The following is a 14914-nucleotide window of genomic DNA, read 5'->3' as shown; positions in this document are numbered from 1 at the left end:
TCGTAGCATCACTTAGCGGTGGCCCTGTGTGCGCAGATGCACGAGCAGACGCGTGCTTTACAGCCGGGGCCGGCCAAGAGAAAATGTGTATGGGTGGGTAGTCCAACGAAAGCAGGGGGAAGTCATGGCGCGCGTTTCCGAGTATTACCGGCTGGGACGAACCCAGGGCGCGCTTGATTTTGTAGACGTGGACACGGTGAATGACATTCGAGTGTACGTGGACCCTGGGTCGATTCGGTACCTTGAGGATGACTGGGGCAAGCAATGCCTTAAAATGCTCGAAACCTTCTTTGATAGCGTACTTGATTCCGTTCGCTCGAACGATAAGCGGCGAACGGTTTCCCTGCTTAGCCAGCTTCGCGAACCCAATGAGACACACCTGGGGATCTCGCGTGGCCCGAGCGCAGGCAGGGGTTTCGGAAGTAAAATGGGGGCTGCCTTCGCGGAAAAGCTCGCGGAAAGCGAAGCTGCAAAAACTGGGCTAATTCAAGACCTCGAAGATACCGCGTTCTTCATCGATGGCGTCGATAAGGATATTGTCTCCGACATCACTACAAATATCATCCGTGGTCCTCTCATCACCTACACTCAGCAGATGGCGGAACTCTTCGGTATTCCCCTGGAAGATGATGTTGTGAGCGGTCCGGTTTGGAACCCCCATACCTTGGAGTGGGAAAACGGCTTCACTGAACTGCCGACCCCTGATGGAAATAAGCTGCTCCTGGTGCCCAAGATGATCGTACGCCGCTCCATGCACATGTCCCGCAGCGAGTACTACCGAAACCACTTGGTGCCAGTACTTCAAGACGAGGAGTCCAAGATTGCACTTAGAGGACTTACGGAGACAGTTCGCTCTCGCGGTAAGGTCGCGGTCACCAAAAAGCAGATCGCGGAGAAATATGGCAGCACAAAGCCGGATGTCACACGCGAAACACTTAAACGGCCATCCGTGTACGAGCACTACCGGACCATCAAGAGGCAAGTTGCGCCTCAGCCGCTGACCCACAGGGAACTGTCTGACACGGCAGACACCCCGATGCCGGATTACGAGCAACTCCTGCAAGCAGTTCTAGACGTTCCGGCTGGAAAGCCGGATGCCACGCGCTATCACGATGCCGTCGAGTCCCTGCTGACCGCCATCTTCTACCCCTCACTCTCCATGTCGGACAAGGAGAGTAAAATTCACGACGGGCGCAAGCGGATTGACATCTCATACGTGAATACAGCGAGGGATGGATTCTTTAGATATCTCATTCGGCAAAGGATTCAGAGTCGGTACGTGTTTGTCGAGTGCAAGAACTACGGCACGGATGTCACTAATCCGGAACTCGATCAACTCTCCTCTCGATTTTCGACGCTTCGCGGAGAGTTCGGCATCTTGGCTTGCCGTTCATTCAAAGATAAGGATCTCTTCCTCCGCCGTTGCCGCGACACAGCCAGCGACGGGCGCGGTTACGTCATTGCTCTCGATGACGAGGATCTCAAGAGGCTTGTAGCGGACGTCTTGGCCGCCATGAACCCTGCCCCCGTTGACCTGGATGATCCCGACCCTGAACCTATCCACCCGGTGTCTGACTATCCGCTGCTGCATGAGCGGCTTAGGCAACTGCACGGGTAGGTCGCCGCCCTGCAACACCCACCACTCACCCCAGCTCCCATCCCGTCTGCCGTCGGCCCACACACCGTGGAGCGGGCGTGGTTCATGGCGTCCAGGTGGAGCGCGCCACTGTACGAACGACCTGGACGCCATGGGCCGCGTCTGCTCGGCTCTGCCTGGGCCGATGGTGGACGGGATGGGAGCCTCCCCACGCGCGCCCTCCATCGACCGGCACCCGCGGACGGTGCCCCCCATCTCGGAGCCTGAGCGCCCCCGCCGGAGGCATGCTTGTGCCTCGGTCAGGCCTCCGTGAATCCTGAGCGGATGTCGAATCAGCCCAGGCTTTCAAGGCCGAGCTTTGCCAGACGGGAGCCGATGGCGCTGGGCTTTCGGCCGAACTGTTTACTGAGGGAGCCGAGGTCTCGTTCGCCTTGCTGATAGAGAGCAAGGAGACGTTTATCGTCTTCGGCGGACCAGGGGGTGCCCATGTTGGGGTATCGCGCTCGGAGCTCCTCCGGGGATTTCCGAATCTTGCCGGGCTGTGCTTCGGGGCACACTGACTCGATGATTTCTAGAGGGAAGTGTCCGACTTCAGTGCCGGCGAGCCAGAGAGTCAGGTGCTCATCTCGGAAGGTGAGTCGGTCTGCCTGGATCGTGACTGCTCGGCGTAGGACGTCGCTGTCGTTCGGGTCTTGGTGATAGTCGGTGAACGTCAGGCGGAATGCGGCGTGCTTTGTGGATGCCCCCATACCGTAAGTCTGTCCAGCGACTCACGCGAGGTAGATCATTTCTCGCCTGCCCGCTGCATGTAGCGCGCCGCCTGTCGGGGCCGCCGCTGGCGAAGACAGGGCGGCGGCCCCGACAGGCGGCGCGTGCCCGCGCCGTGCGCGGGCCTTGATAGAAGGAGAGAAAGTCTTATCCCGCTGGGATGAGGTGCTTCCCGTCATGGCTTCGTACATGGGGGCCGTTGCCGTCCAAGGCGTCCAGGAGCCTGATGGCGAAGGCCTCGGACATGCGCTCGCTGACCTCGTCTGGCGTGAGCCATGAGACTGCCGTGGACTCGCCGGAGGTGCGTTCGGTGCCGCCTGAGGGCTTGCAGCGGAAGACCAGGGCGACGACTCCGCGGGACATGTTCTTGTAGACGCCGGTGAGTTCGTCCACCTCGACGTGGATGCCTGTCTCCTCCAGGACCTCGCGAGCGACGCCGGCCTCTGGGGTCTCGTCGAGTTCGAGGATGCCGCCGGGGAGCTCCCAGGTGCCGTTGTCGGCTCGGCGGATGGCCAGGAGGCGGCCGTCCTCGCGCACCACCACTCCCGCTACGGACACGGAGTGCAGGGGAGGCGGTGTCGCTTCCTGTGGTTGACTCATGTAGAGGAGCTTAGGAGGCAGAGAAGGACTATGGGAACTGCTGCTGGAGGGGGCACGGCCGGGCCTCGGTACGTGCAGATCGCGGAAGAGATCGTGCAGCAGATCCGGGCGGGGGTTCTGAAGCCTGGTGACATGGTGCCGAGTGAATCCGAGCTGGTGGATCGCTACGGTGTGTCTGGCGGGACGATCCGTAAGGCCATGGCCGAGGTGCGGGCGAGTGGAGTCGTCGAGACCCGGCACGGCAAGGGCTCGATCGTGAAGAACCGGCCTCCTGTGCGGCACCGCTCCTCCGATCGCTTCCGGCGCTCGCTCCGGCAGGGAGGGCAGGCGGCCTACCTTGCCGAGTCCGCGCAGTCCGGCGCCACCGCAAAGGTGAGCGTCCTCTACATCGGGCCCATGGAGGCTCCCGAGGACGCCGCCCAGCGGCTGGGTATCCCTGCCGGTACGCAAGTGCTGGCCCGCAGACGCCTCTACTTCCGCAACGGCGTTCCGGTCGAGACCGCCACGTCCTACCTGCCGTGGGACGTCGTGAAGGAGATCCCGGAGCTGTTCGCCGAGAACCCCGGTGGTGGTGGCATCTACGCCCGGCTCGAAGACCACGGACATGAGTTCGCGGAGTTCGTCGAGACGCTGCAAGCGCGGCCGGCCTCGAAGGCAGAAGCCTCGGAGCTTGCGCTGAGCCCGGGTGCTGCCGTGGTTCACCTGATCCGGGAGGCCCGTACGACCGCGGGTCTCGTGGTCGAGGTGTGCGACACGCTCATGGCCGCTGACCAGTTCGTTTTCGAGTACCGCATCCCTGCCAACGACTGACGGCCCCTCAACTCTTCACAGCCCGTCGCGAGTTCTTCTTCGCGGCGGGTTGACTCATGTATAGGAGTGATGCACTCTTCTTCATGTCACTCATGTATATGAGTGGCGAAGTTCAGCATCTATAGAGGAGTGCTCCGCTATGCGTCAGATCCCCGTCGACACCTCCGCCGCGATCGTGATGGTCGCCAAGACCCCGCAGCCCAAGGTCAAGGACCGCCGCACGGGCGAGATCGCCATGGACATCGAGTCCGGCTCGAAGCTGATGACGGTCGACGTGATGTTCGCGGCGAACGAGGAGGTGGAGATCCTGTCCATCACCGTCCCGGAGCCCGGGATCAGCGGTGAGCTGGCCATGGGCACGCCGGTCGCGCTCACCGGCCTGGTCGCGCGGCCGTGGGAGAACGACTTCAACGGCCAGAAGCGGCACGGCATCGCGTTCCGCGCGGTCGCAGTCACCTCGCTCGCCAACGTCAACGCCGCCGCAGGGCCGAAGGCGGCCTGATCATGGCCGGTTTCACGGTCGCCCTGGTGCTGGTCGTCGCCGCCGCGGGTCTCCTGCGGTGGCGGCGTCCCGCCTGGTACTGGCTGGCCTTCGGGGTCACCTTGGCCACGCTGCGGGTCCTGGTCCGGTACGGCTCCGTCATGGACGCGTGCGGGCTGACCGTACCGCCCGCGAGATGGCGGCTCGCCCTGGCACGGGCCACCAACCGCCCTATGCCGGAGTCCCGTCCACCGCGCATCCTGCGGCTGCGGCCGACTCGTACCGGCCTGGTCTTACGGCTCAAACTGCGCCCCGGACAGGACGCCTTCGACATCGCCGCCGCCTCGGACCGGCTGCGGCACTCGTTCTCGATGTACGGCGTCACCTCGCGTGAGCTGCGATCCGGCGTCGTAGAGGTGCGGATGACCGGCTACGACGTGCTCAAGCGGGTGCAGATGCCCGCCACGACCGAGACCCGGCCCATGCGGGTTCCCGTAGCCCTACGGCAGGACGGCTCGGTGCACTACCGCGACTACCGGGCGATACCCCACGCCCTCACCCTCGGAGCCACGGAATCCGGCAAGTCCGTCTACCAACGCAACCTGGTCGTCGGACTCGCCCCGATGGACGTCGCGCTCGTCGGCATCGACTGCAAACAGGGGGTCGAGCTGTTCCCGCTGGCCCGCCGCTTCTCCGCCCTCGCCGACAACCCCGACACCGCCGCCGAACTGCTCGACGCGCTCGTGACTCGGATGGCAGACGTCTATCAGCTCATCCGTGCCCAGCAGCGGATCACGGTCGACGTGCCGGACGCGGAGATCGCCGCCGACATCTGGGATCTGCCCGACGAACTGCGTCCGACCCCGATCGTGGTCCTGGTCGACGAGGTCGCCGAACTCGCCCTGTTCGCCAGCAAGGAGGAGGAGAAGCGGCGCGACCGCATCATCACCGCCCTGGTCCGCCTCGCCCAGCTCGGCCGCGCGGCCGGCATCTACCTGGAGATCTGCGGACAGCGCTTCGGCTCCGAACTCGGCAAGGGCATCACCATGCTCCGCGCCCAGCTCACCGGCCGCACCGCCCACCGCGTCAACGACGAGACCAGCGCCAACATGGCCTTCGGCGACATCTCCCCGGACGCCGTCCTCGCCGCCATCCAGATCCCGGCCGAGTTGCGGGGGATCGCCATTGCGGGTGACTCCTCCGGCGGCTGGCACCGCATCCGCGCTCCGCACACCTCGCTCCGCCAAGCCGTGAACCTCTGCAACCGGCACGCCGACCGGACCCCGGCCCTGCCCGAACTGGCACCGTTCCGGCCCGCCCTCGCCGGATCCGCCGCCGCTCCCGTGCCGTCGGTCAAGCCTTCTCCGGCCACCGCCTGATCTCTCGCTTGTCCCATCGGCCGGCGCGACCGCCCTTCGCGCCAAGTCCCTACCCCCGCCATGCCTGATGAAGGGAGAACCCGCGTCATGTGCCCCGACTGCGAGGACTTTGCCCGCACCGTCCTGCTCCTGGGCCAGCTTGCCCTCTACGCCGACACCAGCGGCGCCGACCTCGACTTCGTCGACGTCGTCAGCCCCTCCCTGGCCGCCTCGCTTCCCGAGCCGCCGACCGGGGAGGAGTCCTGATGGCCGCCCGTCAAGTCCTGCGTGTCGACGCCGTCTTGGTCCAGGCCGTGATTGCCGGGGCCCTGTCCTTCGCCCACCTTCACGACTTGGCCGCCGCTGCCGGACAGGACGGCTGGAAGGCCTGGGCCTACCCGGTCAGCGTGGATCTGCTCATGGTCGCCGCCTGGCGACGCCTCCGCTCGGCAGGCCCGTCCCGGCTGGCCTGGTGCTGGTTCCTCATCGCCCTGTTCGCCTCCCTCGGTGCCAACGTCGCCACCGCCGGATTCCTCGACCTGGCCGACCCGCCCGCCCTGCTGCGCCTGGGCATCGCCGGATGGCCCGCCCTCGCCTTCCTCGGCGGCACCCTCCTCGCCCACTCCGCCGACCACCGGCCCCCGGATGAGCCGGCACCCGCACCGGAAACCGACTCCGTCACAGACCCCGAGCCGGAAGCCGAACCCGTGCCGGACCCGGCGACCACCCCGGCCCCGGTGGCGGAACCGCCGGCGCTTCCGCCCACCGACCCGGCCCCCGCGGTTCCCGCCGTCCTCGTCGACCACGCCCGCAAGGTCGCCGCCGACTACCGCGACCGCACCGGCGCCCCGATCGACACCGACACCCTGCGCGCCCGCCTCGGTGTCCCGCCGCACCTCGCCGACGCCATCGCCGCCCAGCTCACCTGACCCGGAAGACAGGACGACAGATGACCTCCGACCCCGCCCTGACCGCCTCCGACTACCTCGACGGCGCCCGCGAGATGACCGCCGCCGACCGGCCCTACCTCGCCCACCTGCTCGCCGAGGAAGCCGCCCGGCGCACCACCGACCCGGCCACCGCCGCCGGCATCCGCGCCAGCTTCCCCGACCCGACCGCAACCCGTGAGGAGACCGCCTGACATGCCCGCCCGCGACAACTTCCACTCCGTAATGCGGATCGGCCCCGTGCAGATCGGCACTCACCGCGACCGCAACGGCAGGACCGTGCACGCCGCCGTCTGCACCGCCGACCGCTGCGGCTGGTCCGCCGACTACTCCAGCGGCACCGCCGCGCAGCTCGCCGCCCGCACCCACCGCTGCCGCGTTCGCTAGGAGACACCGCCATGCAGGTCCCGCTCTGGTTCGCTCTCGCCGTCGTCGGCTACCTCGGCTGCAAGCTCTTCCGCCCGCCGCTCTGGCTGGTCCTGGTGCTGCTCCTCGGCGGCTACCTCATCGCAGACAGCCTGCTCGCCCCGGTCATCGACACCGCCATCAAGTAGGGAGACCCGCCATGCTCCGCCCCAAGATCCCCACCATGCCCACCCCGACGGGACTCGTCTCCCGGCCCGTGATCGCCGAGCCGACCACCATCACCTCGTGCACCCCGGTCCCGCCTCCGGCGACCGTCGCCCCGGTCCCGTCCCGCCCGGTCGTCCAGGTCACCCCCGGCACCGCCCTCGCCCTCGTCGGCGCCGGAACGGCCGTGGTCCTGGTCCTCGGCGCCGTCCTGGTCTCGCTGCTCCTGGCTGTCGCCATCACCGGCGCGTCCGTCGCCGTGTGCGCCGTCGTCCTGCGCTCCCTGCTCGCCTCTGACGCCAAGCGACGCTGACCGGCCCCCGGGCGGCCCTGATACCGCCAAGCATCCGCCGCCCGGGAGCCGTCCCCACCGATCGATCTCGCAACCGGAAGGAACACCCAGCATGGCCCACCGGGCCTCATCCGCGGCACTGAAGACGCCCACGCCCGCCCAATCGCTCGACCCGATCACCCTCGGAGACGTCCTCCGGGTGGCCTCGGCCTCCGACTACACCCGCTGGGAGGACCAGATCCGCCGCACCGGCGGCTGCTCTGACCCGATCCACCTCACCGGCTGGACGCTCACCAAGGACAAGACCACCGGCGAGACGCTGCACCGCTACTCCACCGAGGCCGAGCCGGGCGGACGCCTGCGCCTCGCCTGCGGCAACCGCCGGGCCTCCCGCTGCCCGTCCTGCGCCTGGACCTACGCGGGCGACACCTACCACCTGATCCGCGCCGGCCTCGCCGGGGACGACCGCCGGGACATCCCCGCCGCCGTCCGCGATCACCCGCGCGTCTTCGTCACCCTCACCGCCCCCTCGTTCGGCCCGGTCCACAACCGGCCCGATCACGGCGGCCCCTGCCGCTGCGGCGACCGGCACGCGTCCGACGCCCCGGAGCTGGGCACCGCCCTCGACCCGGAGGCCTACGACTACGCGGGCGCCGTGCTGTTCAACAACCACGCCGGACAGCTCTGGCAGCGCTTCACCACCCGGCTCCGCCGAGAACTCGCCGCCCGCGCCGGCCTGACCCGCAGGGAACTCGCCGACCACCTGCGTGTCTCGTACGGCAAGGTGGCTGAGTTCCAGAAGCGCGGGGCCCTGCACTTCCACGCCGTCGTACGCCTCGATGGCCCCGAGGGACCCGGCACACCGCCGCCCGCCTGGGCCACGGTCGACGTACTCACCGACGCGCTCCGGGCCGCCGCCGCGCACTCGTACACGTCCGTCTCGGTTCCGGCCGCCGACGACCAGCCCGCCCGGACGTTCCGATGGGGCCGACAGCTCGACGTCCGGCCGGTCAAGGCCTTCGGGGACGGCTCCGACATCACGGAACAGGCCGTGGCCTCCTACGTCGCCAAGTACGCCACCAAAGCCGCCGAGAACACCGGCACCCTGGACCGCCGCATCGGTGAACTCGCCGAACTCGACCGCCACGGCGTCCCCGACCACACCCGGCGGCTCATCACCGCGTGCCGCGACCTCGACGCCCTGTACCCGGACCGACGTCTCTGGGCCTGGGCGCACATGCTCGGCTTCCGCGGGCACTTCTCGTCCAAGTCGCGCGCCTACTCGACCACCCTCGGCGCCCTCCGCCAGGAACGCGCCGACTTCCGCGCCGCTCAAGAGGCGTCTGCCCTCGGCCTCGACGACCGCGAACCGGACACCGTTCTCGTCCTGACCGACTGGCAGTACGCCGGCCACGGCCACACCCCGGGTGAAGCCGCCCTCGCCGCGACCATCGCGCGCGACCTGCACACCAACCGCGAGACCGCCCGCGAAGTCCTCCGGAGCGAAGGGAACACGGAATGACCACGGCCGTCCGGTCGCGCACGATGCTGACCCTTGCGGAGGTCTGCGAGGAACTGGGCGTCTCGCGCTCGACCTTCTACGACTGGCGGGCGAAGCGCCGTGCGCCGCGCTGCATCAAGCTCCCGAACGGCGACCTCAGGATCCGGCGGACCGATCTCGACCACTGGCTCGACGACCGTGAGGACGCCGCCTGATGGAGACCACCTACGACGTCAAGGTCTACAAGATCCTCACGTACAAGGGGGCCCGGAAGACCACCTACACCGTGCGTTGGGAGGTCGCGGGTAGGCGCTGGCGTGAGCCCTTCGGCACCGTCGCACTCGCTGAGGGCTTCCGCTCCGAACTGATCCGGGCCACGGGGAAGGGCGAAGCCTTCGTCACTGCCACCGGGCTGCCGGTGTCCCACCGCTCCAAGTCGGCTGCGATGACCTGGTACGCGTTCGCCGTCGGGTACGTGGACGCACGTTGGGCGGAGCTCGGCGGCAACAGCCGTAAGAACACCGCCAAGACCCTGACGGCGGTCACTATCGCACTGCTGCGTGCCCAGCCGACCCAGTTCGCCCCGGTGGACGTGCGGACAGCGCTGCGCGAATGGGCGTTCAACGCCACCCGCCGCGCGGACGCCCCGCGAGACGTGGTGACAATCCTCAGATGGGTGGAGCGCAACTCCCTGCCCGTCTCGGTCTGGGAGGAGCCGGAGAGGGTCGATGAGGTCTTGCGAGCCGTCGACACGCGCCTCGACGGGAAGCAGGCGGCGGCTTGGTCCCGAAAGCGCAACCGCCGGATCCTCAACGTCGTCATGAAGCACGCGATCCGGCGGCGCGTCCTCCGGACCAACCCCCTCCCCAAGGGGAAGGAGGCAACGACTGTCACCAAGACCAGCAACGCCGTGGACAAGCGGTCCTTGATGAATGCGGACCAGGCGGCGGCGCTCCTCGAATGGATCCGGCGCCGGCCACGCGGGGGAACGCGGCTGCACGCTTTCTTCGCCACGCTGTACTACTGCGCGCTGCGGCCGGAGGAAGCCGTAGCCATGCGAGTGCAGGATGTGACGCTTCCCGGGCCCGACGCCGGAGATCAGTGGTGTGAGCTGATGATCCACACCGCGACTCCGGAGGTCGGCAAGCAGTGGACCGACACCGGGGAGATCCACGAGGAACGTGACCTGAAGGGCCGGGCCGAGGGCGAGACGCGCACTGTGCCGGGGCATCCGGCCCTGACGCGCATTCTTCGGCAGCACATCGCGGACGAACAGCTCAAGCCTGGTGGTCTGCTGTTCCAGGGGGAGACGGGCGGCATTCTTGCGGGGTCGGTCATCCGTCGGGCGTGGCGCAGTGCGCGGAAGGCTGTCCTGCCTCCGCACGTCTTCGAGTCGCCCACGGGCAGGCGGGTGTACGACAACCGGCACACGCGCCTCACCAAGTGGCTCAATGACGGAATTCCACCCGCCCAGGTGGCCGACTGGGCCGGAAACAGCGTGCCGGTGCTGCTGGCCACCTACGCACGGTGCGTCGAGGGGCAGCTGCCTGACTTGAAACGGCGCCTGGAGGCCGCGGGGGATCTTCCCGAGTTGCCCGACGCGGGCTGAGGCCTCTCGCCGAAAACTTCGACACGTATTCGACACAGCCACCCGCAAAAACCCGGTGACAGCCGGATAGCCCCGGCACTTCCCCATGATCGTCGGGGGAGTGGCCGGGGCTTCGTCGTGGCGGGTGAAACGTGCTCTGAGCAGCAAAAATGCCCTCCCAGAGGGAGGGCGGAGACTTGCGCCCCCGGCAGGACTCGAACCTGCGGCCAAGCGCTTAGAAGGCGCCTGCTCTATCCACTGAGCTACGGGGGCCGGTGTGGTGGCCTCGTACGTGCTGCCCGGGTGTGGGCTGATCCGTGACGTTGCCGGGGACAAGGATAGGGCTCCCGGATCCTTGTCCCTGTTGCTTCGCCTCCGTGGCTCAATGTGGAGGTTCGGTGAAGCGGTCCTGATAATCGCAGGCAGGTACGAATCGTGCACCGCTTTTGGCGTCTCGCGCACCGGGTGTTGTGCACTCGTTATGCCTGGACTGTGCCCGCGTCCCAGTCGTCCCTTCCGTCCGTTGTGTTCCGTCGGCGCGCAGGCATGTCTATATGCTTCAGAATTCCCCCGAAATTGGGCATTCTTCGCATGTGGTGACCTTGGACGCACGGCCCCAGCTGCTCGACACGCTCTCCGCTCTGCGCGACCGTGTCGCCGCCGCACGCTTCCCGCTGCCCCTGGCGGGGGCCTCACGCGCGCGTGCCAACCGCGACGAACTGCTCGCACAGCTCGACGACTACTTGGTGCCCCGGCTGAGAGATCCCCATTCGCCCGTGCTGGCCGTCGTCGGGGGTTCCACCGGCGCCGGCAAGTCGACGCTCGTCAATTCTCTGGTGGGGCGGCGGGTCAGTGAGGCGGGCGTACTGCGGCCGACGACCCGGACACCTGTGCTGGTGTGCCATCCGGAGGACCATCACTGGTTCAGCGGGATGCGCGTGCTGCCGGACCTCACGCGCGTGTGGGTGCCCCATCAGGACCCGAGGGACGAACTGATGCTTCCCGGGGAGGACCCGGCGCGCGTGCTGCGGATCGAGACCGTCGACAGCCTCCCGCGCGGGCTCGCCCTGCTGGACGCCCCCGACATCGACTCCCTGGTCGCCGACAACCGCGTCCTCGCCGCAGAGCTGATCTGCGCGGCCGACATCTGGGTGATGGTCACCACCGCCGCCCGGTACGCCGACGCCGTGCCCTGGCATCTGCTGCGTACCGCCAAGGAGTACGACGCCACCCTGGTGACCGTCCTCGACCGGGTGCCGCACCAGGTCGTCTCCGAGGTCAGCCGCCAGTACGGGGCACTGCTCACCAAGGCCGGGCTCGGCGAGGTACCCCGGTTCACCGTGCCCGAGCTGCCCGAGTCGGCCTGGGGTGGCGGGCTGCTGCCGGCCACCGCCGTGGCGCCGCTGCGGACCTGGCTCGTCCATCAGGCGCAGGACTCCGGAGCCCGGCAGCACGCCCTGGCGCGTACGGCGTACGGGGTGATCGACTCGCTGAAGTCGCGGATGCCCGAGCTGGCCAGTGCCGCGGCCGCCCAGTACGCGGCCGCGCTACGGCTCACCGCCGCCGTCGACGGGGCGTACGACAGCGAGCACGCGCGCGTACGAGGGCGGCTGGAGTCCGGGGCCGTCCTCGCCGGGGGAGCCCTGAAGCGCTGGCGCGCCTTCCCCCTCGACTGCACCGCCGGTGAGCTCCTGGACGCCCTGGCGGAGAGCCTGGCGGCGCTGCTGCTGTGCGCCGTCACCGCCGCCGACGAGCGCGTCGACGAGGCCTGGCGCCGGGAGCCGGCCGCGGGCGCCCCGGAGCTCACGCAGCGGGATACGTCGCCGGAGAGCGCCGAGCAACGGATCGGGCTGTCCGTACGGCGCTGGCGGCGCGAGCTGGAGGAGTACGCCGAGGAAGAGGCGCGCCGTCTCGACCGGAGCGTCGCGCCCGACCCGGAGGTCGTCGCCGCACTCGTCGCCACCACGCTGCTGGGCGGCCGCCGGGCCCGGTCCGCGGGCGAGGGTCTCGCCGAGCGGATCGGGGCCCAGGGCGCGCTGCGGCTGCGCGAACGTGCCGGACGGCAGCTCACCCAACATCTGGACCGGGTCATGCACGCCGAACGCGAGCGCCGCCTCGCTCCGCTCGATGCCCTGGACGTCCAGCCCGAACCCCAGGCCGAACTCATCGCCGCGCTGTCCGTACTGCAGAAGGAGAGGTGACCGGTGACCGCCGTCACTGACCAGGACCACACTGATCACACGGGCGACAACGAGCACAACGAGCACACCGAGCGCAGCGACCACACCGATCGCGCTGGGGCCGCAGTCTCGATCGTCAAGGACCCGGAGAAGCGCGACAGCGCCCTTCCTGAAGAAGGCCCCTCCGCGGACGGGAACGCGGATGCGGATGCGGATGCGGATACAGGCGATGCGGACAGAGGTACGGATATGCGCGCGGACGCGGACGCCCAGGCCATGGCCGACAAGGCCGACACCCAAGCAGCCGCCGTCGATTCCCCAGGCGTCTGGGACGACGGCCTCATCGCACGGCGCGTCACCGAGGCCACCGCCCCCGCGCCGGCCCCCGAGCAGGTCTCCGGCGTAGAGACCCGGCTCTCCGGCCCGCAGCCCCCGGCCCCGCCGGCGTACGACGGCTCGCTCCGCTCCCGCCTCGACGCCCTGCGCGAACTGGTCGGACTCTCCCGCACCCGCCTCGACAGCCAGACCCTCGCCGATGCGGGCCGGGTCCTCGACGAGGCGGCGGCGCGCCGCAAGCTCTCCGGCGAGCACACCGTCGTAGCCATCGCGGGCGCCACCGGCAGCGGTAAGTCGCAGCTGTTCAACATGCTCGCCGGCGTGACCATTTCGGAGACCGGGGTACGACGCCCGACCACCGCCGCGCCCATCTCGTGCAGTTGGAGCGACGGCGCGGCGAGCCTCATCGACCGGCTGGGCATCCCGGGACGCCTGCGCCGGCGGCCGGTGCAGAGCCCGGAGGCGGAGGCACAGCTGCGCGGGCTCGTCCTGGTCGACCTGCCCGACCACGACTCGGCGGCCGTACAGCACCGCGTGCAGGTGGACCGCATCCTGAAGCTCGTGGACGCGGTCATCTGGGTCGTCGACCCCGAGAAGTACGCCGACGCAGTCCTCCACGAGCGCTATCTGCGGCCCATGGCGGGCCACGCGGAGGTCATGATCGTCGTCCTCAACCAGATCGACCGGCTGCCCGGGGAGGCCACCGACCAGGTCCTGGATGACCTGCGGCGGTTGCTCGACGAGGACGGGATCGCCGTGGGAGAGCACGGCGAACCTGGCGCGACCGTGCTCGCGCTGTCCGCGCTCACCGGGGACGGCGTCGGTGAACTACGCGAGGTGCTCGGCCAGTTGGTGTCGGAGCGCGGGGCTGCGGTCCGGCGTATCGCGGCCGACGTGGACGCGGCCGCGGCCGGGCTGCGGCCCGTCTACGCCACCGGACGTCGCACGGAGCTGAGCGAGGCGGCACGGGACGACTTCTCCGCCCGGCTCGCGGACGCGGTGGGCGCCACGGCCGCGGGCGAGGCGGCGGAGCGCGCCTGGCTGCGCAACGCCAACCGGGCCTGCGGTACGCCCTGGCTGCGGCTGTGGCGGTGGTACCAGGACCGCGGCGAGCTCCCCACGGGGCGCCTTCCCCTGGGCCCGCCGACGGACGAGGAGGCGACGGCACGCCAGCGCGTCGAGCAGGCGGTCCGCACGGTGTCCGACCGGGCCTCGGCCGGGATGCCGGCGCCCTGGGCGCAGGCGGTGCGCGAGGCGGCGGTACGCGGGTCCCAGGGGCTGTCCGAGGCGCTGGACGAGCTGGCGGCGAGCGCCGCGCTGCCGTCGGGGCGGCCGCCGCGGCCGGGCTGGTGGCCGGTGGCCGTCCTGGTCCAGGCGTCCATGACGATCCTTCAGGTCGTCGGCGGGCTGTGGCTGATGGGGCAGATCGTCGGGGTCATGGCGCCGAACCTCGGAGTGCCGGTGCTGTTGATGCTGGCCGGCATCGTCGGTGGGCCGCTCGTCGAGTGGGGCTGCCGGATGGCGGCGCGCGGGCCGGCCCGGCGGTACGGCCAGGAGGCGGAGCGGCGGCTGAGGGAGGCGGCCGCGGGCTGCGGCCGGGCCCGGGTGCTCGATCCGTTGGCCGCGGAGCTGCTGCGGTACCGGGAGGTGCGGGAGCAGTACGGGCGGGTGGTCGGGACCGAGGCCACGGTGGGGTGAGCCGGGCCAGGTCAAGGGGGGTGAGTCGCACCGGGACAAGGGTGGGGTGAGTCGCACCGGGATCACGGTGCGAGCTCGCGGGGGACATGCATCATTCGTCCCGGTGGCGGAGTTTTCCACAAGAGGTCCGTGGCCCACAGCGCTCAGCGGGCCCGGCCCGGCGGAGGCAGCCTGGTTGCGCGGCGACC

At 69.2% G+C, this 14914-nt stretch carries 17 protein-coding genes and 1 tRNA gene; 15 read left to right on the top strand and 3 right to left on the bottom strand.

From position 1 onward, the window contains the following. Positions 1–124 precede the first annotated feature (124 nt). Positions 125–1618, top strand: a complete 1494-nt coding sequence (locus tag ACIPSA_RS04890; protein WP_402628720.1) for a hypothetical protein — start codon at positions 125–127, stop codon at positions 1616–1618. Between the two features lie 311 nt (positions 1619–1929). On the opposite strand, the gene ACIPSA_RS04885 is transcribed toward ACIPSA_RS04890, so the two are convergent. Then, on the bottom strand, positions 1930–2346 hold the full coding sequence (locus ACIPSA_RS04885) for a hypothetical protein (protein ID WP_402628718.1): 417 nt from the start codon (positions 2344–2346) through the stop codon (positions 1930–1932). A gap of 166 nt (positions 2347–2512) precedes the next feature. Next, complete coding sequence (locus ACIPSA_RS04880; RefSeq protein ID WP_402628717.1) at positions 2513–2965, bottom strand: NUDIX hydrolase; 453 nt, start codon at positions 2963–2965, stop codon at positions 2513–2515. A 30-nt stretch (positions 2966–2995) separates the two neighbouring features. On the opposite strand from ACIPSA_RS04880, the gene ACIPSA_RS04875 reads away from it, so the two are divergent. The 12 genes from ACIPSA_RS04875 to ACIPSA_RS04820 all read left to right on the top strand — a co-directional run bounded on the left by ACIPSA_RS04875 (position 2996) and on the right by ACIPSA_RS04820 (position 10533). Next, positions 2996–3775 carry a GntR family transcriptional regulator gene (locus ACIPSA_RS04875; RefSeq protein ID WP_402628715.1) on the top strand — a complete coding sequence of 260 codons (780 nt, stop codon included), beginning with the start codon at positions 2996–2998 and terminating at the stop codon, positions 3773–3775. Positions 3776–3914: 139 nt separating this feature from the next. After that, complete coding sequence (locus ACIPSA_RS04870; RefSeq protein ID WP_351004240.1) at positions 3915–4277, top strand: hypothetical protein; 363 nt, start codon at positions 3915–3917, stop codon at positions 4275–4277. A 2-nt stretch (positions 4278–4279) separates the two neighbouring features. Further along, positions 4280–5635, top strand: a complete 1356-nt coding sequence (locus ACIPSA_RS04865; RefSeq protein ID WP_402628713.1) for an FtsK/SpoIIIE domain-containing protein — start codon at positions 4280–4282, stop codon at positions 5633–5635. Positions 5636–5722: 87 nt separating this feature from the next. Further along, entirely contained in the window at positions 5723–5881 is a 159-nt protein-coding gene (locus ACIPSA_RS04860) for a hypothetical protein (RefSeq protein ID WP_215207556.1), read from the top strand. Continuing rightward, the gene (locus tag ACIPSA_RS04855; protein WP_402628711.1) at positions 5881–6543 is read left to right on the top strand and encodes a DUF2637 domain-containing protein; all 663 of its coding nucleotides are present in this window, start codon (positions 5881–5883) and stop codon (positions 6541–6543) included. The genes ACIPSA_RS04860 and ACIPSA_RS04855 overlap by 1 nt, the downstream gene beginning before the upstream one ends. 20 nt (positions 6544–6563) lie before the next feature. Then, positions 6564–6755 carry a hypothetical protein gene (locus ACIPSA_RS04850; protein ID WP_402628709.1) on the top strand — a complete coding sequence of 64 codons (192 nt, stop codon included), beginning with the start codon at positions 6564–6566 and terminating at the stop codon, positions 6753–6755. A gap of 1 nt (position 6756) precedes the next feature. Next, a complete protein-coding gene (locus tag ACIPSA_RS04845) occupies positions 6757–6948 on the top strand; it encodes a mobile element transfer protein (RefSeq protein ID WP_266717818.1) in 192 nt (63 codons plus the stop codon). A gap of 11 nt (positions 6949–6959) precedes the next feature. Further along, positions 6960–7115, top strand: a complete 156-nt coding sequence (locus ACIPSA_RS04840; protein ID WP_334455440.1) for a hypothetical protein — start codon at positions 6960–6962, stop codon at positions 7113–7115. A gap of 11 nt (positions 7116–7126) precedes the next feature. Continuing rightward, positions 7127–7444, top strand: coding sequence for a SpdD-like protein (locus ACIPSA_RS04835; RefSeq protein WP_402628707.1), 318 nt, complete (start codon positions 7127–7129; stop codon positions 7442–7444). 91 nt (positions 7445–7535) lie between these two features. Continuing rightward, positions 7536–8945 (top strand): replication initiator protein RepSA, encoded by a 1410-nt coding sequence (gene repSA, locus ACIPSA_RS04830; RefSeq protein WP_402628705.1) that lies wholly within the window; start codon positions 7536–7538, stop codon positions 8943–8945. Continuing rightward, positions 8942–9139: a helix-turn-helix transcriptional regulator gene (locus ACIPSA_RS04825; RefSeq protein ID WP_402628703.1), complete on the top strand. Its 198-nt coding sequence runs from the start codon at positions 8942–8944 to the stop codon at positions 9137–9139. The genes repSA and ACIPSA_RS04825 overlap by 4 nt, the downstream gene beginning before the upstream one ends. Further along, positions 9139–10533 carry a tyrosine-type recombinase/integrase gene (locus ACIPSA_RS04820; protein WP_402628701.1) on the top strand — a complete coding sequence of 465 codons (1395 nt, stop codon included), beginning with the start codon at positions 9139–9141 and terminating at the stop codon, positions 10531–10533. Before ACIPSA_RS04825 ends, ACIPSA_RS04820 begins: the two co-directional genes overlap by 1 nt. A 179-nt stretch (positions 10534–10712) precedes the next feature. On the opposite strand, the gene ACIPSA_RS04815 is transcribed toward ACIPSA_RS04820, so the two are convergent. Then, positions 10713–10785 (bottom strand) — tRNA-Arg (locus tag ACIPSA_RS04815). 320 nt (positions 10786–11105) lie between these two features. Here ACIPSA_RS04815 and ACIPSA_RS04810 point away from each other — a divergent pair. Together ACIPSA_RS04810 and ACIPSA_RS04805 are read left to right on the top strand one after the other, a co-directional pair. Then, positions 11106–12713: a dynamin family protein gene (locus ACIPSA_RS04810; RefSeq protein WP_402628699.1), complete on the top strand. Its 1608-nt coding sequence runs from the start codon at positions 11106–11108 to the stop codon at positions 12711–12713. 255 nt (positions 12714–12968) lie between these two features. Beyond that, positions 12969–14726 carry a YfjP family GTPase gene (locus ACIPSA_RS04805; RefSeq protein WP_402629501.1) on the top strand — a complete coding sequence of 586 codons (1758 nt, stop codon included), beginning with the start codon at positions 12969–12971 and terminating at the stop codon, positions 14724–14726. Positions 14727–14914: the final 188 nt, after the last annotated feature.

This window comes from Streptomyces sp. NPDC086549, assembly GCF_044746205.1.
Lineage (GTDB): Bacteria > Actinomycetota > Actinomycetes > Streptomycetales > Streptomycetaceae > Streptomyces.
Note: the sequence above shows the minus strand (reverse complement) of the source record. Positions and strands in the feature narration are given on the sequence as shown.

Bases quoted from the DNA above. Each gene is read 5' to 3' on its own strand.
- ACIPSA_RS04845 (WP_266717818.1), top strand. From the start codon at position 6,757: ATGCCCGCCCGCGACAACTTCCACTCCGTAATGCGGATCGGCCCCGTG.
- ACIPSA_RS04835 (WP_402628707.1), top strand. From the start codon at position 7,127: ATGCTCCGCCCCAAGATCCCCACCATGCCCACCCCGACGGGACTCGTC.
- ACIPSA_RS04880 (WP_402628717.1), bottom strand. From the start codon at position 2,965: ATGAGTCAACCACAGGAAGCGACACCGCCTCCCCTGCACTCCGTGTCC.
- ACIPSA_RS04855 (WP_402628711.1), top strand. From the start codon at position 5,881: ATGGCCGCCCGTCAAGTCCTGCGTGTCGACGCCGTCTTGGTCCAGGCC.
- ACIPSA_RS04865 (WP_402628713.1), top strand. From the start codon at position 4,280: ATGGCCGGTTTCACGGTCGCCCTGGTGCTGGTCGTCGCCGCCGCGGGT.
- ACIPSA_RS04820 (WP_402628701.1), top strand. From the start codon at position 9,139: ATGGAGACCACCTACGACGTCAAGGTCTACAAGATCCTCACGTACAAG.
- repSA (WP_402628705.1), top strand. From the start codon at position 7,536: ATGGCCCACCGGGCCTCATCCGCGGCACTGAAGACGCCCACGCCCGCC.
- ACIPSA_RS04875 (WP_402628715.1), top strand. From the start codon at position 2,996: ATGGGAACTGCTGCTGGAGGGGGCACGGCCGGGCCTCGGTACGTGCAG.
- ACIPSA_RS04840 (WP_334455440.1), top strand. From the start codon at position 6,960: ATGCAGGTCCCGCTCTGGTTCGCTCTCGCCGTCGTCGGCTACCTCGGC.
- ACIPSA_RS04860 (WP_215207556.1), top strand. From the start codon at position 5,723: ATGTGCCCCGACTGCGAGGACTTTGCCCGCACCGTCCTGCTCCTGGGC.
- ACIPSA_RS04850 (WP_402628709.1), top strand. From the start codon at position 6,564: ATGACCTCCGACCCCGCCCTGACCGCCTCCGACTACCTCGACGGCGCC.
- ACIPSA_RS04870 (WP_351004240.1), top strand. From the start codon at position 3,915: ATGCGTCAGATCCCCGTCGACACCTCCGCCGCGATCGTGATGGTCGCC.
- ACIPSA_RS04825 (WP_402628703.1), top strand. From the start codon at position 8,942: ATGACCACGGCCGTCCGGTCGCGCACGATGCTGACCCTTGCGGAGGTC.
- ACIPSA_RS04805 (WP_402629501.1), top strand. From the start codon at position 12,969: ATGGCCGACAAGGCCGACACCCAAGCAGCCGCCGTCGATTCCCCAGGC.
- ACIPSA_RS04890 (WP_402628720.1), top strand. From the start codon at position 125: ATGGCGCGCGTTTCCGAGTATTACCGGCTGGGACGAACCCAGGGCGCG.
- ACIPSA_RS04885 (WP_402628718.1), bottom strand. From the start codon at position 2,346: ATGGGGGCATCCACAAAGCACGCCGCATTCCGCCTGACGTTCACCGAC.